Origin of the sequence: Roseovarius indicus (assembly GCF_008728195.1) — a bacterium.
Classification (GTDB): domain Bacteria; phylum Pseudomonadota; class Alphaproteobacteria; order Rhodobacterales; family Rhodobacteraceae; genus Roseovarius; species Roseovarius indicus.
Map to the genome: position 1 here is coordinate 4,277,001 of NZ_CP031598.1, position 20,668 is coordinate 4,297,668.

Annotated in this window: 27 protein-coding genes; 11 read left to right on the forward strand and 16 right to left on the reverse strand. The window is 65.1% G+C overall.

Annotated features, from left to right (window positions below; translation table 11 throughout):
• Positions 1-4 precede the first annotated feature (4 nt).
• On the reverse strand, positions 5-502 hold the full coding sequence (locus tag RIdsm_RS20690) for a GreA/GreB family elongation factor (protein WP_057817732.1): 498 nt from the start codon (positions 500-502) through the stop codon (positions 5-7).
• The gene (locus RIdsm_RS20695; RefSeq protein ID WP_057817731.1) at positions 499-939 is read right to left on the reverse strand and encodes an NUDIX domain-containing protein; all 441 of its coding nucleotides are present in this window, start codon (positions 937-939) and stop codon (positions 499-501) included. The genes RIdsm_RS20690 and RIdsm_RS20695 overlap by 4 nt, the downstream gene beginning before the upstream one ends.
• Positions 940-1,009: 70 nt before the next feature.
• On the opposite strand from RIdsm_RS20695, the gene RIdsm_RS20700 reads away from it, so the two are divergent.
• Positions 1,010-1,732 (forward strand): alpha/beta fold hydrolase, encoded by a 723-nt coding sequence (locus tag RIdsm_RS20700; protein ID WP_057817964.1) that lies wholly within the window; start codon positions 1,010-1,012, stop codon positions 1,730-1,732.
• Positions 1,729-2,874, forward strand: coding sequence for an alpha-D-ribose 1-methylphosphonate 5-triphosphate diphosphatase (locus RIdsm_RS20705; protein ID WP_057817729.1), 1,146 nt, complete (start codon positions 1,729-1,731; stop codon positions 2,872-2,874). The genes RIdsm_RS20700 and RIdsm_RS20705 overlap by 4 nt, the downstream gene beginning before the upstream one ends.
• Positions 2,875-3,192: 318 nt before the next feature.
• On the opposite strand, the gene RIdsm_RS20710 is transcribed toward RIdsm_RS20705, so the two are convergent.
• From RIdsm_RS20710 to RIdsm_RS20725, 4 genes are all read right to left on the reverse strand, one after another.
• Entirely contained in the window at positions 3,193-3,507 is a 315-nt protein-coding gene (locus tag RIdsm_RS20710; protein WP_057817727.1) for a hypothetical protein, read from the reverse strand.
• 29 nt (positions 3,508-3,536) lie between these two features.
• Complete coding sequence (locus RIdsm_RS20715) at positions 3,537-4,616, reverse strand: 5-(carboxyamino)imidazole ribonucleotide synthase (protein WP_057817725.1); 1,080 nt, start codon at positions 4,614-4,616, stop codon at positions 3,537-3,539.
• On the reverse strand, positions 4,609-5,097 hold the full coding sequence (purE, locus tag RIdsm_RS20720; protein ID WP_057817723.1) for a 5-(carboxyamino)imidazole ribonucleotide mutase: 489 nt from the start codon (positions 5,095-5,097) through the stop codon (positions 4,609-4,611). The genes RIdsm_RS20715 and purE overlap by 8 nt, the downstream gene beginning before the upstream one ends.
• Positions 5,098-5,158: 61 nt before the next feature.
• Positions 5,159-5,383, reverse strand: a complete 225-nt coding sequence (locus RIdsm_RS20725) for a YdcH family protein (protein ID WP_057817721.1) — start codon at positions 5,381-5,383, stop codon at positions 5,159-5,161.
• A gap of 166 nt (positions 5,384-5,549) precedes the next feature.
• Between RIdsm_RS20725 and RIdsm_RS20730 the strand changes: the two genes are divergently transcribed.
• The 5 genes from RIdsm_RS20730 to RIdsm_RS20750 all read left to right on the forward strand — a co-directional run bounded on the left by RIdsm_RS20730 (position 5,550) and on the right by RIdsm_RS20750 (position 8,030).
• Positions 5,550-5,963, forward strand: a complete 414-nt coding sequence (locus RIdsm_RS20730; RefSeq protein ID WP_057817719.1) for an Hsp20 family protein — start codon at positions 5,550-5,552, stop codon at positions 5,961-5,963.
• Between the two features lie 5 nt (positions 5,964-5,968).
• Positions 5,969-6,202 (forward strand): DUF1150 family protein, encoded by a 234-nt coding sequence (locus tag RIdsm_RS20735; RefSeq protein ID WP_057817717.1) that lies wholly within the window; start codon positions 5,969-5,971, stop codon positions 6,200-6,202.
• 115 nt (positions 6,203-6,317) lie between these two features.
• Positions 6,318-7,190 carry a TIGR01459 family HAD-type hydrolase gene (locus RIdsm_RS20740; protein ID WP_057817715.1) on the forward strand — a complete coding sequence of 291 codons (873 nt, stop codon included), beginning with the start codon at positions 6,318-6,320 and terminating at the stop codon, positions 7,188-7,190.
• Positions 7,191-7,291: 101 nt separating this feature from the next.
• On the forward strand, positions 7,292-7,735 hold the full coding sequence (locus tag RIdsm_RS20745; RefSeq protein WP_057817713.1) for a MaoC family dehydratase: 444 nt from the start codon (positions 7,292-7,294) through the stop codon (positions 7,733-7,735).
• 112 nt (positions 7,736-7,847) lie between these two features.
• Positions 7,848-8,030 (forward strand): hypothetical protein, encoded by a 183-nt coding sequence (locus RIdsm_RS20750; protein WP_057817711.1) that lies wholly within the window; start codon positions 7,848-7,850, stop codon positions 8,028-8,030.
• Positions 8,031-8,036: 6 nt separating this feature from the next.
• On the opposite strand, the gene RIdsm_RS20755 is transcribed toward RIdsm_RS20750, so the two are convergent.
• On the reverse strand, positions 8,037-8,918 hold the full coding sequence (locus RIdsm_RS20755; RefSeq protein WP_057817709.1) for a sulfotransferase domain-containing protein: 882 nt from the start codon (positions 8,916-8,918) through the stop codon (positions 8,037-8,039).
• Positions 8,919-9,011: 93 nt separating this feature from the next.
• On the opposite strand from RIdsm_RS20755, the gene RIdsm_RS20760 reads away from it, so the two are divergent.
• Genes RIdsm_RS20760 through RIdsm_RS20770 form a run of 3 tightly spaced genes read left to right on the forward strand, consistent with a single transcriptional unit; the run spans position 9,012 to position 11,466 of the window.
• Positions 9,012-9,950: a bifunctional riboflavin kinase/FAD synthetase gene (locus RIdsm_RS20760; RefSeq protein ID WP_057817707.1), complete on the forward strand. Its 939-nt coding sequence runs from the start codon at positions 9,012-9,014 to the stop codon at positions 9,948-9,950.
• On the forward strand, positions 9,947-10,423 hold the full coding sequence (locus RIdsm_RS20765; RefSeq protein ID WP_057817705.1) for a YcgN family cysteine cluster protein: 477 nt from the start codon (positions 9,947-9,949) through the stop codon (positions 10,421-10,423). Before RIdsm_RS20760 ends, RIdsm_RS20765 begins: the two co-directional genes overlap by 4 nt.
• A complete protein-coding gene (locus RIdsm_RS20770) occupies positions 10,420-11,466 on the forward strand; it encodes a threonine aldolase family protein (RefSeq protein WP_057817703.1) in 1,047 nt (348 codons plus the stop codon). The genes RIdsm_RS20765 and RIdsm_RS20770 overlap by 4 nt, the downstream gene beginning before the upstream one ends.
• Before the next feature lie 9 nt (positions 11,467-11,475).
• Here the strand turns inward: RIdsm_RS20770 and RIdsm_RS20775 are convergent, their stop codons facing one another.
• Both RIdsm_RS20775 and RIdsm_RS20780 read right to left on the reverse strand, forming a co-directional pair.
• The gene (locus RIdsm_RS20775) at positions 11,476-12,282 is read right to left on the reverse strand and encodes an alpha/beta fold hydrolase (protein WP_057817701.1); all 807 of its coding nucleotides are present in this window, start codon (positions 12,280-12,282) and stop codon (positions 11,476-11,478) included.
• A 5-nt stretch (positions 12,283-12,287) separates the two neighbouring features.
• On the reverse strand, positions 12,288-12,887 hold the full coding sequence (locus RIdsm_RS20780; protein ID WP_057817699.1) for a 2-hydroxychromene-2-carboxylate isomerase: 600 nt from the start codon (positions 12,885-12,887) through the stop codon (positions 12,288-12,290).
• A 106-nt stretch (positions 12,888-12,993) separates the two neighbouring features.
• Here RIdsm_RS20780 and RIdsm_RS20785 point away from each other — a divergent pair, with 106 nt between their 5' ends.
• Positions 12,994-14,010: a ribose-phosphate pyrophosphokinase gene (locus RIdsm_RS20785; protein ID WP_057817697.1), complete on the forward strand. Its 1,017-nt coding sequence runs from the start codon at positions 12,994-12,996 to the stop codon at positions 14,008-14,010.
• Positions 14,011-14,015: 5 nt separating this feature from the next.
• Here RIdsm_RS20785 and RIdsm_RS20790 read toward each other — a convergent pair whose 3' ends face one another.
• The 7 genes from RIdsm_RS20790 to RIdsm_RS20820 all read right to left on the reverse strand — a co-directional run bounded on the left by RIdsm_RS20790 (position 14,016) and on the right by RIdsm_RS20820 (position 20,657).
• Complete coding sequence (locus tag RIdsm_RS20790) at positions 14,016-14,366, reverse strand: H-type lectin domain-containing protein (RefSeq protein ID WP_057817695.1); 351 nt, start codon at positions 14,364-14,366, stop codon at positions 14,016-14,018.
• Between the two features lie 212 nt (positions 14,367-14,578).
• Positions 14,579-15,022, reverse strand: a complete 444-nt coding sequence (locus RIdsm_RS20795; protein ID WP_057817694.1) for a F0F1 ATP synthase subunit epsilon — start codon at positions 15,020-15,022, stop codon at positions 14,579-14,581.
• 55 nt (positions 15,023-15,077) lie between these two features.
• Positions 15,078-16,502, reverse strand: coding sequence for a F0F1 ATP synthase subunit beta (atpD, locus tag RIdsm_RS20800; protein ID WP_057817692.1), 1,425 nt, complete (start codon positions 16,500-16,502; stop codon positions 15,078-15,080).
• Between the two features lie 19 nt (positions 16,503-16,521).
• On the reverse strand, positions 16,522-17,406 hold the full coding sequence (locus RIdsm_RS20805; RefSeq protein WP_057817690.1) for a F0F1 ATP synthase subunit gamma: 885 nt from the start codon (positions 17,404-17,406) through the stop codon (positions 16,522-16,524).
• A gap of 14 nt (positions 17,407-17,420) precedes the next feature.
• Positions 17,421-18,959, reverse strand: a complete 1,539-nt coding sequence (gene atpA / locus RIdsm_RS20810; RefSeq protein WP_057817689.1) for a F0F1 ATP synthase subunit alpha — start codon at positions 18,957-18,959, stop codon at positions 17,421-17,423.
• Positions 18,960-19,526, reverse strand: coding sequence for a F0F1 ATP synthase subunit delta (locus RIdsm_RS20815; RefSeq protein WP_177228423.1), 567 nt, complete (start codon positions 19,524-19,526; stop codon positions 18,960-18,962). It lies immediately after the preceding gene.
• 390 nt (positions 19,527-19,916) lie between these two features.
• Positions 19,917-20,657: a methyltransferase domain-containing protein gene (locus RIdsm_RS20820; protein ID WP_057817685.1), complete on the reverse strand. Its 741-nt coding sequence runs from the start codon at positions 20,655-20,657 to the stop codon at positions 19,917-19,919.
• Positions 20,658-20,668 lie beyond the last annotated feature (11 nt).

Here is a 20,668-nt window from a genome sequence, read left to right on the forward strand (position 1 = left end):
CCGGTCACTCCGGCCCGCGCACCTCCAGCACTTCCAGCGCCACCGTCCCGGTGGGCTTCACCCAGTCGACCACATCCCCCGGCTCGGCCTCCAACAGCGCGCGCGCCAGGGGCGAGACATGGGTGATCAGCCCCTTCTCGGGGTCGGCCTCGTCCTCTCCGACGATGGTATAGGTGGCCTCCCGATCCTCCTCGTCGACGACGACGACAGTCGTGCCGAACTGCACCCGCTCCGGCGCCTCCGGCGGCGTCACGAGGATCGCGCTCGATACCCGCGCCTCGACATAGCGCAGATCGCGTTCGGCCACGGCCAGCGGGGTCAGGTCGCTGGCCGTCTCCTGTTCGGCGCGCAGACGGCCCACCTCGGCCTCCAGCGCCGCGGCCCGCGCCTTCAGCGCCGCCAGCCCGCGCGGGGTGACATGGTTGGGATGCGGGCTGATCGGCAGGTCGGGCAGCCGCTCGGGCCCGCCGCCATCGTCCTCTTTCGTGAAGGCCTTGTTCATGGTTTCACCAACTCCTCCAGCGGATCGTAGCCGAAACCGCGCCCGAACGCGACCTGTGGCAGGCTGTCGGGCTTGAGGTCGATCCCCGCCAGCTCCGCCTGCGTGAAGAACCGCCTGCGGTTGACCACGGCCTCGGGGTCCTGCCAGTCATCGCTCAGCGCGCCTTCCCGAACCCGACAGCGAAAGAACATGTCGACCTGGTGAAAGCCGCTCGCCTCGCTGTGAAACTCGTTCACGAGGCAGGGCGCACCCACCGCCACGGTCAGCCCCGTCTCCTCGTACACCTCCCGCACCAGGTTATCCGCCAGCGAGCTGTGCTTCTCCACCCCGCCGCCCGGCGCGCACCACAAGGCGCTCTCCTCGCCGGGATAGGCGTTGACCAGCAACAGCCGCCCCTCCTCGACGATCACCGCGCGCACCGCCAGACGTATGGTCATCCCCGGCAAGCCCTTTCCATTCGACGAGAGGGGCTGTTTTAACGTCGCCGATGCCTATATCTCAATCCCCATGAAAGCCCTCGCCACCGCCCTTGCCCTGCTCCTGCCCGCCCCGGCGCTTGCCGATTGCGTCGTGCTGCTGCACGGGCTGGCGCGCACCGAAGCCTCCTTCATCGTGATGGAGGAGGCACTGCAGGCGCAGGGCTACACCACCTTCCGCACCGACTATCCCTCGACCGAACTGAAGATCGAAGACCTCGCGGACGAGACACTCCCCTTCGCCCTCCGCGTCTGCGGGCAGGCGCGCACCCATTTCGTCACCCATTCCATGGGCGGCATCCTCCTGCGCTACTGGCTCAAGGATCACCGGCCCGACAACCTCGGCCGCGTGGTGATGCTGGCGCCCCCCAACCAGGGCTCGGAACTGGTCGACGAACTGGGCGGCATCGACCTCTTCCAATGGATCAACGGCCCCGCCGCGCAGGAGCTTGAAACCGGCGCCGACGGCCTGCCCGCCAGCCTGCCACCGGTCGATTTCGAGCTTGGCGTGATCGCCGGCACGCGCTCGCTCAACCCCTATTTCTCGACCCTCATCGAAGGGCCCGATGACGGCAAGGTCTCGGTCGCCTCGACAAGGGTCGAGGGGATGGCCGACCATATCGAACTGCCCGTCACCCACACCTTCATGATGAACAACCCGATGGTCATCGCCCAGGTGGTGGAGTTTCTCGAGACAGGCGCCTTCGATCACGACATGGACCTGACAGACCTGTTCTGGGGCGGCGAGGAATGAGCCTGTCCCTGCGCCTCACAGGGGCCGAGGTGCTGTTGCCCGATGGGTTGGCCCGCACCGACCTCAACCTGGCCTGCGGCCATATCACCGACACGGCACAGCCACGCGAGGTCGATCTCACGGGTTTCCTCGTCCTCCCCGGCATGGTCGACGCCCACGGCGACGGGTTCGAAAAGCACCTCGCTCCCCGGCGCGGCGCCATGAAGAACATGGGCCAGGGCCTGATCGCGGCCGAGGCGGAACTGGCCGCCAACGGCATCACGACCGCCGTCCTGGCCCAGTTCTACAGCTGGGAAGGCGGCATGCGCGGGCCCGACTTCGCCGAACGCGTCTTTACCGGCCTCGAAGAGGTGCGCCCCCGGCTCGACACCGACCTGCGGGTGCAACTGCGGTTCGAGACGCCCATGCTCGACGACTACGATGCGATGCAGGACATGGTCCGCCGCTTCGAAATCCCCTACGTCGTCTTCAACGACCACCTGCCCCATGACGCGCTGGAAAAGGGCAAACGCCCGCCCCGCCTGACCGGCCAGGCCCTGCGCATCGGCCGCAACCCCGAGAAACACCTCGAATACATGCAGGAGCTTCACGCGCGGATGGGCGAGGTGCCCGCCGCCCTCGCCCCCCTCACCCGGTCGCTCGCCGCCGAAGGCATCTGCATGGGCAGCCACGACGACCGCACCTCGGCCCAGCGCGCCGACTGGCACGCCATGGGCGTGCGCATCGCAGAATTCCCCGAAACGCAGGAGGCCGCCGAAGCGGCCCGCGAGACCGGCGACGGCGTCATCCTCGGCGCCCCCAACGTCGTGCGCGGCGGCTCGCATAACGGCAATGTCAGCGCCATCGACCTCGCCGCCATGGGCCTCTGCGAAGCGCTGGCCTCCGACTACCACTACCCCTCCCTGCGCCGCGCCGCCTTCCTCCTGGCCGATGGCGGCATCACCGACCTCGCCGGCGCCTGGTCCCTCGTCTCCGCCGGCCCGGCCCGCCTTCTGGGCCTGACCGACCGTGGCACGCTCACCCCCGGCCAGCGCGCCGACCTCGTGATCCTCGACGCCACGACACGCGACATCTGCGCCACGATCTCGGGCGGGCGGGTCACACACCTGCGGGGCGCGGCGGCGGCGCGGTTCCTGGGCTGAGGTGTTGGCATGGGGGCGCTGCCCCCGACGTCGAAATCCCTTCAGGATTTCAACGCCTCCCCCGGGGTATTTGTCCCAAGAAAATACGGCTAACCCTTAGTTAACGAAACTCGAGTAGTTTCCTGTTGCGGTACAGGCTGGGGAGCCGATGACCGCCCAAGGAAATGCGGCCCAGTGCCCGTTTCGCGCGCCGCCGTCGGAGATTTCCGATGCGCGGCGCGCTCAGGGCCTGAGAGACAGCTGTTGCATTTTCTTGGCAAAAATACCCAAATCCGACGGTGCCGCCAGAAACCGAACCCCGAGGATCAGGCGCTGTTTTCAGTCAGGTAGCCGCCGAACGTCTTCGATGAACGTCGCCAACCTGTTTTTCCAAGCCTCGTTCGCGCTCCCGAAGTAAACCCCGATCCCGGGGAATTCGGCAACGTCACAAGCGTACGCCCCGTCCATCGGATGGCAAAAACCGCCGCATTTGCTCATGCCGTGGAATTTGAGCGTCAGCTGTCGCGACCCGTCCGGTCGGGCCACGATCCAGTAGCCTGAGTAGCGGTAATCGTCCCCCGGCAATTCCTCCACGAACGTCCAGTGAATGCGCTGCAAACCGTTCAACAAGTCTGTCAGGTGCTGCTCACTCACCGACGCCCTTTCCCCCGCGAGACAGTCCGTCAGGACTGGCGAGCAGGCACCACACGGTTCACATGCCCCATCTTCCGCCCCGGCTTGACCTCCGCCTTGCCGTAAAGATGCAGCGCCGCGCCCGCCTCCCGCGCGATGGCCGGCACCTTGTCCATGTCATCGCCGATCAGGTTCTCCATCACCACGTCGGCATAGCGCCCGCCATCGCCCAGCGGCCAGCCCGCCACGGCGCGGATATGCTGCTCGAACTGGTCGATGGTGCAGCCCTGCTGCGTCCAGTGGCCGGAATTATGCACCCTCGGCGCGATCTCGTTCACCACCAGCCCGGCCTCGGTCACGAACAGCTCCACCCCCATCACGCCGACATAATCCAGCTTGTTGAGGATCTGCCCCGCCAGCAGCACCGCGTCGGTGCGCTGCTTGGTCGACAGCCGTGCCGGCACTGTCGTGGTCCGAAGGATACCCCCCTCGTGCACATTCTCGCCCGGGTCGAAACAGGCCACCGAGCCATCCAGCCCCCGCGCCCCGATCACCGACACCTCGTGGCTGAAATTCACGAACCCCTCGAGGATCGCGGGCTGCCCCGCCATATCCTCCAGCGCCGCTTCGGCCTCGGAAGCCGCGTTGATCCGTGCCTGCCCCTTGCCGTCATAGCCGAAACGCCGCGTCTTCAGGATCGCCGGAAAGCCGATTTCCGACAGCCCCTCGGCCAGGTCCTCGGCCTCGTCGACGGCAGCAAACGGCGCGGTCTTCAGCCCCAGGTCGGACAGGAACGCCTTTTCCACCAGCCGGTCCTGGCTCACCCGCAACGCATTCCGCCCCGGCCGCACCGGCTTGAGCGGTTCGAGAATATCGAGCGCCGAAGTCGGGATATTCTCGAACTCGTAGGTGATGACATCGACCGCCTCGGCAAAGGCCCGCAGCGCGTCTTCATCGTCATACGGCTTCTGGAAATGATAATTCGAAACGTGGCTCGCCGGGCAATCGCCGCCCGGCTCGAAAATGCAGGTCTTGAACCCCAGGCGGCTCGCCGCCACCGCCAGCATCCGGCCAAGCTGCCCGCCGCCGAGAATCCCGATCACGCTGCCCTGTGCCAGTGTCTCAACCATCCTGCGGCTCCTCCGGGATCGAGGCCGACAGCGCGGCGCGCCACGCATCCAGCCGGTCCGCCAGCGCCGCGTCGCCACTCGCCAGGATCGCCGCCGCCATCAGGCCGGCATTGGCCGCCCCGGCCTCGCCGATCGCCATGGTCGCGACCGGAAATCCCTTGGGCATCTGGACGATGGAATACAGGCTGTCGACCCCCGACAGCGCCCGGGTCTGCACCGGCACGCCGATCACCGGCACGCGCGTCTTCGAGGCCATCATCCCCGGCAGATGCGCCGCGCCCCCGGCTCCGGCGATGATCGCCTTCAGCCCGCGGTCGGCGGCCGTCTTGCCATACTCCCACAACCGGTCGGGCGTGCGGTGGGCCGAGACGATCTTCGCCTCGTAGGCCACACCCAGTTCATCCAGAATATCGGCCGCCTTCTTCATCGTGGCCCAGTCCGACTGACTGCCCATGATGATGCCTACGGTGATCTCCGCCATGCTGCGCCCTCTTGCCAACCGCCCCGGTGTCAGGAGCGCGCAATATACCGATCACTTGCCGTTACGCAATGATATCCGGGTAAAGCCTGTCCTCGATCCACGAGATCCGGTCCTTCAGCCGCAGCTTCTGCTGCTTGAGGCGCTTGATGGTCAGGCGGTCGCTGGTGCCGCGCTCCTCGAGCGCATGGATCGCCTCGTCAAGGTCACGGTGCTGGCGGCGGAATTCCTCCAGCTCGACGCGCAGCACCTCGTCGGATTTCATCGACAGGTCGCTCAACATGTTCATACGGGCCGATTCCCAAGAAGGTCAGACAGTTCAAGATAGCGCCATCAGGCACATTTCGCAAAGCCCTTGCGCCCGGCAGGGCCAGATACCATATTTCTCGTGCAGGGTCGCCGAAACGGGGCCCGGTGCAAAGACGGACGGTCGCTTAATCGAAAAGGACGCACCGATGACAAAGCTATCCCTGGGGTCACACCCCTACATGCTTGGCTTCGAGCAGCTTGAGCGCATGCTGGAACGCAGCGCAAAATCAGGCAACGAGGGCTACCCGCCCTTCAACATCGAACAGACGTCGGACACCTCCTACCGCATCACGCTCGCCGTGGCGGGGTTTGGCGAGAGCGACCTGTCTATCACCGTGGAAGACCGTCAACTGGTCATTCGCGGGCGTCAGCGGGACGACTCCGAACAACGGGTCTTCCTGCATCGCGGCATCGCGGCGCGTCAGTTCCAGCGCTCTTTCGTGCTGGCCGACGGGGTCGAGGTGGGCGAGGCCGTCATGGAAAACGGCCTTCTGCACATCGACCTGAAACGGGCCCAGCCCGAAACGGTGGTGCAGACCATCAAGATTAACAAGGGATAAGCGTTATGGATACCAGATACGACTTCGAAGGCGGCACCGGCACGGAACGGGCGATCGTCTATGTGCGCCCCGTGAAGGTCGACGACCTGCCCGAGGACGTGCAGCAACAGGCCATGGGGCTCGAAACGCTCTACGCCGTGCACAATTCCGAGGGCGAGCGCCTTGCCCTGGTGCGCGACCGCGCCTTGGCCTTCGTGCTGGCCAAGCAGCACGACATGGAACCCGTCGCGGTTCACTGAGACACCCCATTGCCGGCGGCCGCCCCCGTGGCCGCCGGGCAAACGGCACTGGCCAACCCCTCCTGCGCCTGCCATATCTGGCCGCGATGTCCAGACCCGCACGCGCAGAGGCCCCATGACCCAGATCATCACCGCCCTTTCCGAGATTTCCGGCCGCTACAAGGCGATGTTCGTCGACCTGTGGGGCTGCCTGCATAACGGTGTCACCGCCTTCCCCGAGGCCGTCGCGGCCATGCAGGCCTATCGGAAAGCCGGCGGCGTCGTGGTTCTGGTCACCAACGCCCCCCGCGCCCGCACCGGGGTCGAGCGGCAACTCGTGAAATTCGGCATCCCCGAAGACGCCTGGGACACTATCGCCACCTCGGGCGATAGTGCGCGCATGGCCATGTTCCGCGGCGCCGTGGGCCGCAAGGTCTATTTCGTGGGCCAGGATCACGACCTGCGCTTCTTCGACCCGCTCAAGATCATCGAGGACCCGGTCGACGTGGTCAGCGTGCCGCTGGCCGAGGCCGAGGGCATCGTCTGTTGCGGCCCCTTCAACCCCGAAGCCGAGCTCGACGAGATGCGCGCCGATTTCCTCTATGCCAAGCAGAAGGGCATGAAACTGCTCTGCGCCAACCCCGATATCGTCGTCGACCGCGGTGATATCCGCGAATGGTGCGCCGGGGCGCTGGCACGGATGTACACCGAGATGGGCGGCGAAAGCCTCTATTTCGGCAAGCCGCACCCGCCGATCTACGATCTGGCCCACCGGCGCCTCGCCGAGATCGGACATGAATTCCCGAACGAGCTGATCCTCGCCATAGGCGATGGCGCCCATACCGACATTGCTGGCGCCATGGGCGAGGATCTCGACAGCCTGTTCATTTCCGGCGGTCTGGCGGCCGAGGCCACCAAAACGTCGCACCAGCCCGACCCCGACGCGTTAAAGGCCTATCTGGAAACGGAAAAAGTATCGCCCACATACACCATCGGCAAGCTGCGCTAACAAAATACCCCTTGATTTTCTGCGTCCGCGAAGTAATTAAGTTGCCAGATCGGGCGTGAATCGATCCGAAAATTACGCACTCGCTGACCTTGGAGGGTCGAATGTTGGACAACATGCCGCGCGGAACCATCACCATCGAGGAAATCGAGATGGGCATGACCCGCCACCTGCGGAAGGTCGTGACCGACGAGGATATCGAGATGTTCGCGCAGGTCTCGACCGACCGGAACCCCGTGCATCTCGATGACGAGTACGCGCAGGACACCATCTTCGAAGGCCGCATCGCCCATGGCATGCTGACCGCCGGGCTGATCTCGGCCGTGATCGGCGAACAGCTTCCGGGCCACGGCACCGTCTACATGGGCCAGACGCTCAAGTTCCTCGGCCCCGTGCGCCCCGGCGACATGGTCCATGCCGAGGTCGAGGTGATCGGCATCGACCACGCCAAGCGCCGCGTTCAGCTCGACTGCCGCTGCATGGTCGACGGCAAGAAAGTGCTGATCGGCGAAGCCACGGTTCTGGCGCCCTCCGGCAAGTTCGACTGACCCGAAACGGGCCGGCCCGCCCCTTGAAAACCGGGCCTGTCCTTCTCAGCTTTGCCTGACGGGCCCCATGCATGCTATGGTGGGCCCCTCAAAACTGATGGAGGACATCCCAATGGACGCCATTCAGACGACAGAATACGCCCGCGCCCTGCTCAGCGCGCGTGGCAACAAGGCCATGGCCGAAGCGGCGCAGCGCATGCGCGACAGCGAAGAGGCCGGAAAACACGACGAGGCGGAAGACTGGAAGCGCATCCGCCTCGCCATCAGCGAAATGCGCGGGCCCCACCAGGGCTGACGCGGCTCATTTCCCCTGCAGCGCCTCATCGAGGGCGCTGTAGGTGGGCAGGCCGAACTCCTGCGCGATCACCTCCAGCCACCGCTCCTCGAAGCGGCGGCGGATATCGCCCGAGATTTGCCCGCCGGTCTTGCCGGAGGCGACCTTGGTCGTGCTGCCCCCGGGCGGCAGGCCACAGGCTGCATCCCGCGTCTGCCGCACGAGGTGGTCGTCGAACTGACTGCCATGCCGCTTCATGAAGTCGAACCCCGCCTGTTCCGTGGCGATGGCCCGCGTCGCGGCGTCATAGCCGCCCATGAAATCCGCCACCCGGTCAACCACGCCGGGCAGGTTGCGCTTCATCTCCTCGAACGTCACCAGAAGCACGTCATCGCGCCCCCGCTGGCGCAGCCACGAGGCCGCGTGCTCCCAGTAGTCGCCCCCGCGTTGCAGGTAATAATCGGCAAACTCATCCACGCTGATCGACCCGGCCTCGAACCACCAGCCCTCGAAAAACCTGTAGAGCGACAGCATCGCATCCACCGGATCGCGAAAGACGACGATGTACCGCCCGCCCTTCGGGATCTCGTCCCATGTCAGGTGGCTCTTGAACGCCCGCGGCGTGGCCACCTGCGGGGCATGCACATCCGCCCCCATGTCATGCGCGAGCTCAAGCCACGGCACCACCTCGGTCACCTCGGAGAAATTCATCGACCCGCCCGAGCGCAGCCCGTGCACGATCTGCTGCATCCATGTCGTGCCGCACTTGGAATAGGGCGAGATGAAGATATCGGTCGGATCGGGCCTGTAGGTGCGGCCGATCCGCTCGCCCTCTTCGGTCGAGAATCCTTCGATCGCGTCAAGCTCGGCGATCGTCCGGGCGCGGCGGAATGTGCGTTCTGTGTCCATGCGCGGCAGATTGGCAGCGCCCCGACGCACAGGCAAGCGACAACCGCCCTATCCCGGCTTGCACCCGCGCGCGCATGGGGCTACGCAAACGCCATGCGCATCATCCGCGACTTCACCTATCTCGACCCGGCCGACCGCGGCACCTCTGTCGCCATCGGTAATTTCGACGGGGTCCATATCGGCCACCAGTCGGTGATCGAGCTGGCCCGCACGGCCGGCGACAAGATCGGTGCGCCGCTGGGCGTGCTCACCTTCGAGCCGCACCCGCGCCAGTATTTCGCGCCCGACGCCCCGCCCTTCCGCCTGATGAACCCCGAGGCCCGCGCCCACCGGCTGGAAAAGCTGGGGGTCGAAAAGCTCTACGAGCTGAACTTCAACGCCGCGCTTGCAGGGCTGACCCCGCGCGACTTCGCCGAAAAGGTCATCAGCGAAGGGCTGGGCCTCAAGCATGTCGTGGTTGGCGCCGATTTCTGCTTCGGCAAGGGCCGCAAAGGCACGGCGGAAGACCTGATCGCCTTCGGCGAGGAGCTCGGATTCGGCGTCACCATCGCCCGGCTTCTGGAAGGCGACAATGGCGAGGTCTCCTCGACCGCCATCCGCAACGCCCTGACCGATGGCCGCCCGCGCGATGCCGCGCGGATGCTGGGCCACTGGCACCGCATCGACGGGCCGGTGATCGGCGGCGAACAGCGCGGCCGCGATCTTGGCTATCCCACCGCCAACATGTCGATCGAAGGCCTGCACCCCCCCAAGTTCGGCGTCTACGCCGTTCTGGTCGACGTGCTCGACGGGCCGCACAAGGGCCATTACCGGGGCGCCGCCTCGCTTGGCGTGCGGCCGATGTTCAACGGCGAGATCCCCAACCTCGAAACCTTCATCTTCGACTTCTCGGGCGATCTCTATTCCGCGAACCTCTCTGTCGCGCTCGTCGAATACCTGCGCCCCGAGGAAACCTTCGACAGCCTCGAGGCCTTCATCGCCCAGATGGAGAATGACTGCATTCGCGCCCGGGCCATTCTCGACGCGCCATGACCGACGACCCGATCGACCGGACCGGCCTGCGCCCACGCTACTGGGAGACGACGCCGCTCAACCGCATGACCCGCGCCGAGTGGGAAGCGCTCTGCGATGGCTGCGGCAAGTGCTGCCTGAACAAGCTAGAAGACGACGAAACCGGCGAGGTGGTGCTGACCCGCGTCGCCTGCCGCCTCTTCGACGACACCACCTGCCGCTGCGCGCAATACGACATCCGCCACCAGTTCGTGCCGGAATGCATCACCCTGAGCCCGAAGAACCTCGACAAGAACCTCTACTGGATGCCGGAAACCTGCGCCTACAAGCTTTTGCACACGGGCAAGCCGCTTTATGACTGGCACCCGCTGATCTCGGGCACGCCGGAAACGGTGCATGACGCGGGCGTCTCCGTGCGCGACGCCACAGTGCCCGAATTCGAGGTCGACGAGGACGACTGGGAAGACCACCTGATCGAGGAGCCTGGCACATGAATTTTGCCTCCGACAATTGCGGCCCCGCCCACGCCGAGGTGCTGGCCGCCGTAACCGACGCCAACCAGGGCTTTGCCCCCTCCTACGGCGCAGACGGGCTGATGGATGCCGTCCGCGAGCGCATCCGCGAACTGTTCGAAGCACCCGAGGCCGAGGTCTTCCTCGTCGCCACCGGCACCGCCGCCAACGCCCTGGCGCTCTCGACCATGGCCCAGCCGTGGCAAACCGTGTTCTGCACGCCGCTGGCGCATATCAACACCGACGAATGCCAGGCGCCCGAATTCTACACCGGCGGCTGCAAGCTGACGCTGGCCGGGGACGGCGACAAGATGACGGCCGAGGCCCTCGACGCCGCCATCGAAGGCTGGCCGGCAGGCGATGTGCACGTCTCGCAGCGCGGTCCTGTGGCGCTCACCCAGGTCACCGAACGCGGCCGCGTCTATTCGCTCGAGGAACTCGCCGCCCTGACCGAGGTGGCCCATGCCCACGTCCTGCCCGTCTACATGGATGGCGCGCGCTTCGCCAACGCGCTCGAGGCGCTCGACTGCACCCCGGCCCAGATGACCCACGAGGCCGGCATCGACGCGCTCAGCCTCGGCGGCACCAAGAACGGCTGTCTCGGCGTCGAGGCGGTGATCTTCTTCGACCCGGACAAGGCGTGGGAATTCGAACTGCGCCGCAAGCGCGCGGCCCAGCTCTTCTCGAAGCACCGCTACCTGTCGGCCCAGATGCTGGCCTATCTCACCGACGATCTGTGGCGCCGCTCTGCCAAGACCGCCAACGCCCGCGCGGCGCGGCTGGCCGAGGGGCTGAAGGGCCTGCCCGGCACGAGCTTCGCGGCCGAGCCGCAGGCCAACATGATCTTCGCCCGCCTGCCCCGCGCCACCCACCAGCGGCTGACCGAGGCGGGCGCCGTCTATGGCCTGTACGAGGGGGCCCTCGACGAGGGCGACGGCGATGAGCCGCTGCTGGCCCGGATGGTCTGCGACTGGTCGATCACCGAGGACGAAATCGACCGCTTCATCGAGGTGGCGAAGGGCTGAGGCACGGCCTCAGACCAGGCTCAGGAACCGGCCGATTTCCGAGGCGACCTGCTTTGCGTGGGTGAGCGGCGCCATGTGCCCCGCCCCCACGATCATTGCCCGTTCCGCCCGCGGCAACCGCGCCGCCAGGCTTTCCGAGATCGCCTCGATGATCCAGGGCGACGCGTTCCCTTGGAGCAGCAACACGGGAATATCCAGCGCCTCCAGCCGCCCCGGCTCCAGCAACCCGGCCTTGTCGTCAAACAGCTCGGGCCCGGTCGCCTCGATCAGTGGCATGCCATCGGCCAGCCGCTGTTGCTGTTTCTCGGGAATCTCCTCCCACGCGGCCCCGCCGCCCCAGATCGCGGTAAAGGCGCGCGCGGCGGCCAGCCTGTCACCCGCCGCCTGCGCCGCGTCGACATCCGCAAACTCCGTGTCGAGCCGCGCGCGCAGATGCGGATGATCGGCCAGGGCCGCGGCGAAGAACACCGGCTCGATCAGCACCAGCGCCCGCACCATCCCGGGATTTTCCACCGCCAGCCGCAAGGCCACCGTGGCACCGAATGAGTGGCCGATCACGTCCGTCGGCCCCTCGAGGAACTCCGCCGCGATCCCGACGAACCTTCCCTGAACCTCGCCTTCCCCGTCCCACGGCGCACTGCGCCCGTGGCCCGGCATGTCGAAGGCGGTCATGCTCAGCGTCCCGGCCAACCCGCGCGAGACCGCTTCCCAATCGGCGCCCCGTCCGAGCCCCCGATGGATCAGCAGCGCCTCGCGCGGCCCGGTCCCGTATGTTGTCGAGTGGATCGCGGCCCCTGCCCGCGTCGTGACCGGCATGCGCCTCAGAGCGTGCCGGAAAGGTGCATGTCGAGGTCGTCCAGCCTGTCCTGCCCCCAGAACTTCTGCTCGCCGTCGACGATGTAGAACGGCGCACCGAACACACCGGCCGCCACCGCCTCTTCAAGGTTGGCGGCATAGGTCTCGGCCCCGGTCAGAAGCCCGCTATCGGCCAGCCCCGGGTCGAACCCCGCACGTTCGAGACAGCCCTTGACGACATCATCCTCGGCAATGTCCAGGTCCTCGGCCCAGACGGCGTGCAGGATGCCATGCACCAGCGCCCCCAGATGCCCGCCACCCGCATTCTGCGCGGCAATGACGGCATAAGAGGACGGCGCGGCATTGGTCGGAAAATGCGCGGGCTTGAGATTCAGCTTCATCCCCGCCTTCTTCGCCTGCCGCGGCAGATCCTGCGCGCGATAGGCGTTTCGGCTGGGGTGCCGCTCGCCGGGCGGCAGCCCGCCGGTGCGCGGGAACAGCGCCATGATGTCGATGGGCTTGTAGGTGATCGTCGCCCCGTGCCGCCCGGCGATTTCCTCCAGCCGGGTGCCGGCCAGGTAGGTGAATGGCGACAGGGTGGAAAAATAATAATCGATATGGGCCATTTCGAACGCTCCTCCGGTGCCGTGCGCTTTGCCATACGTGACGCGCGTGCTAAGCGGTGTCAACGTTACGAATCTGTCATCGAAGGCCACCCGGGGACCCCTGCCAATGTCGATTTCGCCAGAGCCGAAGCTCATTTCGGGCAACGCCAACCTGCCACTCGCCAACGCCATCACCCGCCGCATGTCGATGCATCGCGGCACCCGGATCGGGCTGGTCGATGCCCGCGTCGAGCGGTTCAACGACCAGGAAGTCTTCGTCGAGGTCTTCGAGAACGTGCGCGGCGAGGACATGTTCATCATCCAGCCCACGTCGAACCCTGCCAATGACAACCTGATGGAGCTGCTGATCATGGCCGACGCGCTGCGCCGCTCCTCGGCCAAGCGCATCACCGCCGTGATCCCCTATTTCGGCTATGCAAGGCAGGACAGGCGCACCAAGGCCCGCACGCCGATCTCGGCCAAGCTGGTCGCCAACATGATCGTCGAGGCCGGCATCGAGCGCGTGCTGACGATGGACCTGCACGCCGCCCAGATCCAGGGCTTCTTCGACATTCCGGTCGACAACCTCTACGCCTCGCCGGTCTTCGCGCTGGATATCCAGACCCAGTTCAAGGGCGACATGGAAGACGTCATGATCGTCTCGCCCGACGTCGGCGGCGTGGCCCGCGCCCGTGAGCTGGCCAAGCGGATCAATGCGCCCCTCTCGATCGTCGACAAGCGGCGCGAGCGGGCGGGCGAAGTCTCGGAAATGACCGTGATCGGCGAAGTCACCGACAAGATCTGCATCATTGTCGACGACATGTGCGACACCGCCGGCACCATGTGCAAGGCGGCCGAGCTTCTGCTGGAAAACGGCGCCCGCGAGGTGCACGCCTATGTCACCCACGGCGTTCTCTCGGGCCCGGCCGTGGAACGGATCACCAATTCCAAGCTCAAGTCGATGGTCATCACCGACACGATCGCAGCACCCGAGCCGGTCAGGAACACGCCCAACATCCGCATCCTGCCCACCGCACCGGTCTTTGCCCAGGCGATCCTGAACATCTGGAACGGCACCAGCGTGTCGTCGCTGTTCGAAATCCCGACGCTCGAGCCGATCTACGAAGGCCAGTTCGGCACCTGACAGCCTCAGTAGAGGTCCCAGTCATCCTCTGACGCGACCGGGCCGATCGCCATCCAGCGCATCCGCACACGGGCGACCCGCGTGTCGCCCCAGGTGCGGAAGACAAGCTCGAACCCCTCGGCGGTCACGTTGTCGGTGCTGACATCGGCGCGCACGTTGGCGGCGCTGTCCATGTCCCACATCGAGGGTGTCGCAAAAACCGTCGGCGGGGCGCGAAACGGGCGGCTGAACTGCACCGCCTTGCGCCGTTCGCGCGGGCCCGTGCCCGTCCACATCTCTCCGTCGTCCTCGAAATCCGAGAACAGGATGTTGTCACCTTCGTCTATCCCGATGGTACGGCCCGAGATTTCTTTCATACCGGCGTCTATTCCTTGTCGCTGGTCCTCCTTTATACGTGCAATTCGACCGAAATGCGCAACAAAAATGGAAAACTGCGGCCAAGCCTTTGGTCCTGAGTGGTTTTTCTGGATGCCGGAAAGCGTGAACCAAGGCCCGGCCCACGCCCCAAAAGCAAAAGGCCCCGAAAACCGGGGCCTTTCCTGTCTTGTCTCGCTCTCGAAACGGGTCGTTACGGCGCCGGCGCCCGGGCCGTGGTCGACAGGCCGATCTCGTCGCCCATCGCAACCATGTCCGACAGAAGCTTCGCGGCTTCGTCGACCGGGCCGGGCTCGTTCTTGTAGGCGTCCTGCGCCTTTTCGAGCCGGCTGTTCGCCTCGGCGATCATCTCGTCGTAATGCTCCTGCGTGACTTCCTCACGCGGGATCGCGCGTTCGGCCAGCACCGAGATGCTCTCGGCGTTGATCTCGGCGAAGCCGCCGGTCACGACGTAGGATTGCGTGCCGTCGCTGCCCGAAACGGTGACGATACCGGGGCGCAGCGTGGTGATCAGCGGCGCGTGCATCGGCATCGCGGTCAGATCGCCCATGGCGCCCGGGATCTTCACTTCCGTGGCCTCGACAGAAGCCAGAAGCCGCTCGGGGCTCACCAGATCGAATTGGACTGTATCAGCCATTCAGTGTCTCCTTTGGGAGAGGATGCCGCGCCCCGAAAGGCGCGGCGCACGTGTCTTAGGCGGCTTCCGCGGCCATCTTCTCGGCCTTGGCCTTCACCTCGTCGATGCCGCCAACCATGTAGAAGGCGCCCTCGGGCAGGTGATCGTATTCGCCGGCGACCACGGCCTTGAAGGACGAGATCGTATCTTCCAGCGGCACCTGGACGCCGTCGGACCCGGTGAACACCTTGGCCACGTCGAACGGCTGCGAAAGGAAACGCTGGATCTTCCGGGCGCGGGCCACGGTCAGCTTGTCCTCTTCCGACAATTCGTCCATGCCGAGAATGGCGATGATGTCCTGCAGCGACTTGTAGCGCTGAAGGATACCCTGAACGTCACGGGCCACCTTGTAGTGCTCTTCGCCCACGATCGCCGGGTCCATCAGGCGCGAGGTCGAGTCGAGCGGGTCCACGGCCGGATAGATGCCGAGCTCGGAAATCGCACGCGACAGAACGGTCGTGGCGTCGAGGTGGGCAAAGGTCGTGGCAGGCGCGGGGTCGGTAAGGTCGTCCGCGGGCACGTACACGGCCTGGATCGAGGTGATCGAGCCGGCCTTGGTCGAGGTGATCCGTTCCTGCATCGCGCCCATGTCGGTCGCCAGCGTCGGCTGGTAGCCCACGGCCGAAGGAATACGGCCCAGAAGCGCCGACACCTCGGAGCCCGCCTGCGTGAAGCGGAAGATGTTGTCGACGAAGAACAGAACGTCGGTACCCGACGCATCGCGGAACTGTTCGGCCAGCGTCAGGCCGGTCAGCGCGACACGGGCACGGGCCCCCGGAGGCTCGTTCATCTGACCGTAGACCAGCGCAACCTGCGATTCCTCGAGGTTGTCGGGGTTGATCACGTTCGATTCGATCATCTCGTGGTAAAGGTCGTTCCCCTCGCGGGTCCGTTCCCCCACACCGGCAAAGACCGAGTAGCCCGAGTGCACCTTGGCGATGTTGTTGATCAGCTCCATGATCAGAACCGTCTTGCCCACACCGGCGCCGCCGAACAGGCCGATCTTGCCGCCCTTGGCGTAGGGCGCCAGCAGGTCGACCACCTTGATGCCGGTCACCAGGACTTCCGACTCGGTCGACTGTTCCTCGAACTCGGGTGCCGGCTGGTGGATGGCGCGGGTTTCCTTCGCCTTGATCGGCGCACCCTCGTCCACCGGCTCGCCGATGACGTTGATGATGCGGCCGAGCGTCGCGTCGCCCACCGGCACGCTGATCGGGCCGTCCATGTCGGTCACTTCCTGACCGCGGACAAGACCTTCGGTCGCGTCCATCGCGATGCAGCGCACGGTGCTTTCACCAAGGTGCTGCGCCACTTCCAGAACAAGCCGCTTGCCGTTGTTGTCGCATTCCAGCGCGTTCAGAATCTCGGGCAGGTGGTCGCTGAACTGAACGTCCACCACGGCGCCGATCACCTGGGTGACTGTGCCTTTAGCGTTTGCCATGTTTCGTCTCCGGTTTTCGTCAGAGCGCTTCCGCGCCCGAAATGATTTCAATAAGCTCGTTGGTGATCACGGCCTGACGCGAGCGGTTGTACTCGATGGTCAGCTTGTCGATCATCTCGCCCGCGTTGCGGGTGGCGTTGTCCATCGCCGACATACGTGCGCCCTGTTCCGAGGCACCGTTCTCCAGCAGCCCGCTGAAGATCGCCGTCGCCACGCCACGCGGCAGCAGATCGCGCAGGATCCCTTCCTCGTCGGGCTCGTAGTCATAGATCGTGCCGGCCTCATCCGACTCCGCGGCGGCCTCTTCGTCGATCTCGAAGGGGATCACCTGCTTGATCGTCGGAATCTGGCTGACCACGTTCTCGAACCGCGAGAAGAAGATCTTCGCAACGTCGAACTCTTCCGCCTCGAACCGGTCCAGCACGTTCTGGGCCACCTTCTGCGCGTCGGCATAGCCCACGTTGCGCACGTCGGACATGTCGACATGGTCGATGAACAGGTCCGAGTGATCCCGCTTCAGCGCGTCACGGCCCTTCTTGCCCACGGTGATGATCTTCACCGTCTTGCCCTTGGCCTTGAGGCTTTCGATCTCGGCACGGGCCAGCTTGGCGATGTTGCCGTTGAAGCCGCCACACAGGCCCCGCTCGGCGGTCATCACCACCAGCAGGTGGGTCTGATCGCTGCCGGTGCCGCGCAGAAGCTTCGGCGCGCTTTCGCTGTCGCCCACAGACGCGGCCAGCTTCGACATCACGGCGTTGAACCGCTCCGCGTAGGGCCGTGCCATTTCGGCAGCGTCCTGTGCCCGCCGCAGTTTTGCGGCGGCCACCATTTGCATGGCCTTGGTGATCTTGCGGGTCGATTTGACCGACTCGATCCTGTTTTTAAGGTCCTTAAGACTCGGCATTGCCTCGTCCCCCCTTATGCGAAGTCAGCGGCGAACTCGTCCAGCGCTGCCTTGAGCTTCTCCTCGGCGTCCCCGGAAATCTTCGGGTCCTCGTTGGTGATGAAGTCAAGCAGGTCCTGGTGTTTGCTGCGCAGGTGGTTCAGCAGGCCCTCTTCGAAACGGCCGACCTCGCTCACCTTCAGCTTGTCGAGATAGCCCTTGGTGCCGGCATAGATGACACAGACGATCTCTGCGTTGGTCAGGGGCGAGTACTGCGGCTGTTTCATCAGCTCGGTCAGGCGCGCACCCCGGTTCAGCAGCTGTTGCGTCGCGGCGTCGAGGTCAGACCCGAACTGGGCAAAAGCCGCCATCTCGCGATACTGGGCCAGCGACAGTTTCACCGGGCCGGCGACCGATTTCATCGCCGAAGTCTGGGCCGACGAACCAACCCGGCTCACCGACAGACCGGTGTTCACGGCCGGGCGGATACCCTGGTAGAACAGCTCGGTTTCAAGGAAGATCTGGCCGTCGGTGATCGAGATCACGTTGGTCGGAATGAACGCCGACACGTCGCCGCCCTGGGTTTCGATGATCGGCAGCGCCGTCAGCGAACCCGAGCCGTTGTCCTCGTTCAGCTTGGCCGAACGCTCCAGCAGGCGGGAGTGAAGGTAGAAAACGTCGCCCGGGTAAGCTTCACGCCCCGGCGGACGGCGAAGCAGCAGCGACATCTGGCGATAGGCCACGGCCTGTTTCGACAGGTCATCGTAGACGATGAGCGCGTGGCGGCCGTTGTCGCGGAAATGCTCCGCCATGGCGGTTGCCGAATAGGGGGCGAGGAACTGCATCGGCGCCGGGTCCGAGGCGGTGGCCGCCACGACGATGGAATATTCCATCGCGCCGTTCTCTTCCAGTTTCTTCACCAGCTGCGCCACGGTCGAGCGCTTCTGGCCAACGGCCACGTAGACGCAGTAGAGCTTCTTGCCCTCGTCGTCGCCGGCGGCTTCGTTATAGGTCTTCTGGTTCAGGATCGTGTCGAGCGCCACGGCGGTCTTGCCGGTCTGACGGTCGCCAATGATCAGCTCGCGCTGGCCACGGCCGATCGGGATCATGGCGTCGACCGATTTCAGGCCGGTCGCCATCGGCTCGTGCACCGATTTACGCGGGATGATGCCCGGCGCCTTGGTGTCGGCCACGCCGCGGGTCTTCGTCTTGATCGGGCCCTTGCCGTCCAGCGGGTTGCCAAGCGCGTCGACGACGCGGCCCAGCAGCTCGTCACCGATCGGAACGTCCACGATCGACTTGGTGCGCTTGACGGTGTCGCCTTCCTTGATCTCGCGGTCCGACCCGAAGATCACTACGCCGACGTTGTCGTTCTCGAGGTTCAGCGCCATCCCCATGACGTTGCCCGGGAATTCGACAAGCTCACCGGCCTGCACGTTGTCGAGACCATAAACCCGCGCGATCCCGTCACCGACCGAAAGAACCCGGCCAACTTCGGCCACTTCGGCCTCTTTGCCGTAGTTCTTTATCTGGTCCTTCAGGATCGCAGAAATCTCTGCAGCTTGGATACCCATTTATCCGACCTCTTTCATTGCGTTCTGGAGGGAATTGAGGCGCGAGCGGATCGAGGTATCGATCATTTTCGAGCCCACCTTAACGATCAGACCGCCAATGAGGCTTTCATCGACGGTCGCATTGATATTGACGTCCTTGCCCGTGGAGGCCTTGAGCGTCTTGGCAAGTTTCTCCGACTGCGCCTTGGTCAGGGCCTTGGCGCTGGTCACGTCGGCGGTCACCTCGCCCTTGTCCTCGGCGATCATCTCGCGAAGCTTGACGAGCAGCTGCGGCAGCACGAACAGCCGGCGCTTCTCGGCCATCAGGCCCAGGCCGTTCTGCATGACCGGCTCGAGGCCCATCTTGTCGGCAATCGCGGTGATCGCGGCCTTCTGCTCCGCCCGGGGCACGACAGGGCTGGCGATCAGGTCGCTGAACTCCTCGCTGTCATTCAGCGCGGCGGCCAGATCAGTCACGTTGGATTCAAGTTTCGCCAGAGACTTTTCGTCTTTCGAAATCTCGAAAATGGCGGTGGCATAGCGCTCGGCGATGCCGGAGGAGATCGAAGCTGGTTCGGACACGTCCACCCTTCCGATTTCTGGCCCCGGTTCAGCAAAATGACGGCACAGGTATGCCGTCGTCCGGGGGCGTTAGGACACGATGCCTGTCTGTAAACATCGAAATTCGGCTGGGGTGTACCAGAGCCTCGCGGACCTAGCAAGCGGCTTGAAAACAACGGTATACAATGGAATACTTAGCGTATTCAATGGCTTACCCCACCTGCGACCGAATGCGCATATTTTGGGCGAAGAAAAAGCTGTGGATTTCTCCCAAATTGCGCGATTCCCGAACGTAAAGCCGTCGAAAACCGGCCCGAAACCGGGGGTCAGAGCGTTATCGCTATCACGTGTAGGCGGCGCCGCCCGCTTTCAAGCCCACCGACCCAATACCGACAAAATACCGACGTTATACCGACGTCAAACAGGCTTCGCTTCGGGCTTCGGCTGCAGCACGCCAAGCGGCTTCCGCACCGTGTCCTTCAGCACCCGCCCGGTCGGCGCATGCACCCGCTTCGTGGCCAGCACCAAAAGCACCCCGCCGGCCGCCACGACCGACAGCGAACCGCCCAGTTTCTCCCACATCCCCGAGGTCTTCCGCCAGAACCGCTTTTCCGATGGCGGCTGGAACAGCGTGGTGGCGTGGCCTTCCGGCAGGAAGTTATGCGATTTCAGCTGGCTCTCCAGCTGGCTCTGCGTATAGGGCCGGCCATAGCCGAACGGCGTCCGGTCACTGCGCGACCACAGGCCCGCCCGGTTCGGCACGATGAACAGCGCCGAGCCCCCCGGCCCCAGCACCCGCCAGCATTCCTCCAGAAGCGCGCTCGGCTGCTCGCTGGTCTCCAGCCCGTGCACCACCAGCAGCTTGTCCACATGCCCCGTCTCGATCGGCCACCACGTCTCTTCGCACAGAACCGAGACATTCGGCATCCCCTGCGGCCAGCTGATCACCCCTTGCGGCGCAGGCATGCAGGCCACCACGCGCTTGGACTCCGCCAGGTAGGGGCGCAGGAAAGGCACGGCAAACCCGAAGCCCAGAACCGTCTGCCCCTTCGCCTCGGGCCAGAAGGCCTGCACCTCGGCACGGATGATCTTCTGCGCAGCCCGACCCAACGCGCTGCGGTAATAGAAATTCCTAAGATCCTGCACATCAAGATGCATTGCAGCCGCTG

Bases quoted from the DNA above. Each gene is read 5' to 3' on its own strand.
- RIdsm_RS20725 (WP_057817721.1), bottom strand. From the start codon at position 5,383: ATGAACATGTTGAGCGACCTGTCGATGAAATCCGACGAGGTGCTGCGC.
- RIdsm_RS20790 (WP_057817695.1), bottom strand. From the start codon at position 14,366: ATGAAAGAAATCTCGGGCCGTACCATCGGGATAGACGAAGGTGACAAC.
- RIdsm_RS20705 (WP_057817729.1), top strand. From the start codon at position 1,729: ATGAGCCTGTCCCTGCGCCTCACAGGGGCCGAGGTGCTGTTGCCCGAT.
- atpA (WP_057817689.1), bottom strand. From the start codon at position 18,959: ATGGGTATCCAAGCTGCAGAGATTTCTGCGATCCTGAAGGACCAGATA.
- RIdsm_RS20770 (WP_057817703.1), top strand. From the start codon at position 10,420: ATGAATTTTGCCTCCGACAATTGCGGCCCCGCCCACGCCGAGGTGCTG.
- RIdsm_RS20775 (WP_057817701.1), bottom strand. From the start codon at position 12,282: ATGCCGGTCACGACGCGGGCAGGGGCCGCGATCCACTCGACAACATAC.
- RIdsm_RS20740 (WP_057817715.1), top strand. From the start codon at position 6,318: ATGACCCAGATCATCACCGCCCTTTCCGAGATTTCCGGCCGCTACAAG.
- RIdsm_RS20765 (WP_057817705.1), top strand. From the start codon at position 9,947: ATGACCGACGACCCGATCGACCGGACCGGCCTGCGCCCACGCTACTGG.
- purE (WP_057817723.1), bottom strand. From the start codon at position 5,097: ATGGCGGAGATCACCGTAGGCATCATCATGGGCAGTCAGTCGGACTGG.
- RIdsm_RS20690 (WP_057817732.1), bottom strand. From the start codon at position 502: ATGAACAAGGCCTTCACGAAAGAGGACGATGGCGGCGGGCCCGAGCGG.
- RIdsm_RS20755 (WP_057817709.1), bottom strand. From the start codon at position 8,918: ATGGACACAGAACGCACATTCCGCCGCGCCCGGACGATCGCCGAGCTT.
- RIdsm_RS20745 (WP_057817713.1), top strand. From the start codon at position 7,292: ATGTTGGACAACATGCCGCGCGGAACCATCACCATCGAGGAAATCGAG.
- RIdsm_RS20750 (WP_057817711.1), top strand. From the start codon at position 7,848: ATGGACGCCATTCAGACGACAGAATACGCCCGCGCCCTGCTCAGCGCG.
- RIdsm_RS20735 (WP_057817717.1), top strand. From the start codon at position 5,969: ATGGATACCAGATACGACTTCGAAGGCGGCACCGGCACGGAACGGGCG.
- RIdsm_RS20780 (WP_057817699.1), bottom strand. From the start codon at position 12,887: ATGGCCCATATCGATTATTATTTTTCCACCCTGTCGCCATTCACCTAC.
- atpD (WP_057817692.1), bottom strand. From the start codon at position 16,502: ATGGCAAACGCTAAAGGCACAGTCACCCAGGTGATCGGCGCCGTGGTG.
- RIdsm_RS20760 (WP_057817707.1), top strand. From the start codon at position 9,012: ATGCGCATCATCCGCGACTTCACCTATCTCGACCCGGCCGACCGCGGC.
- RIdsm_RS20730 (WP_057817719.1), top strand. From the start codon at position 5,550: ATGACAAAGCTATCCCTGGGGTCACACCCCTACATGCTTGGCTTCGAG.
- RIdsm_RS20795 (WP_057817694.1), bottom strand. From the start codon at position 15,022: ATGGCTGATACAGTCCAATTCGATCTGGTGAGCCCCGAGCGGCTTCTG.
- RIdsm_RS20820 (WP_057817685.1), bottom strand. From the start codon at position 20,657: ATGCATCTTGATGTGCAGGATCTTAGGAATTTCTATTACCGCAGCGCG.
- RIdsm_RS20805 (WP_057817690.1), bottom strand. From the start codon at position 17,406: ATGCCGAGTCTTAAGGACCTTAAAAACAGGATCGAGTCGGTCAAATCG.
- RIdsm_RS20715 (WP_057817725.1), bottom strand. From the start codon at position 4,616: ATGGTTGAGACACTGGCACAGGGCAGCGTGATCGGGATTCTCGGCGGC.
- RIdsm_RS20695 (WP_057817731.1), bottom strand. From the start codon at position 939: ATGACCATACGTCTGGCGGTGCGCGCGGTGATCGTCGAGGAGGGGCGG.
- RIdsm_RS20700 (WP_057817964.1), top strand. From the start codon at position 1,010: ATGAAAGCCCTCGCCACCGCCCTTGCCCTGCTCCTGCCCGCCCCGGCG.
- RIdsm_RS20785 (WP_057817697.1), top strand. From the start codon at position 12,994: ATGTCGATTTCGCCAGAGCCGAAGCTCATTTCGGGCAACGCCAACCTG.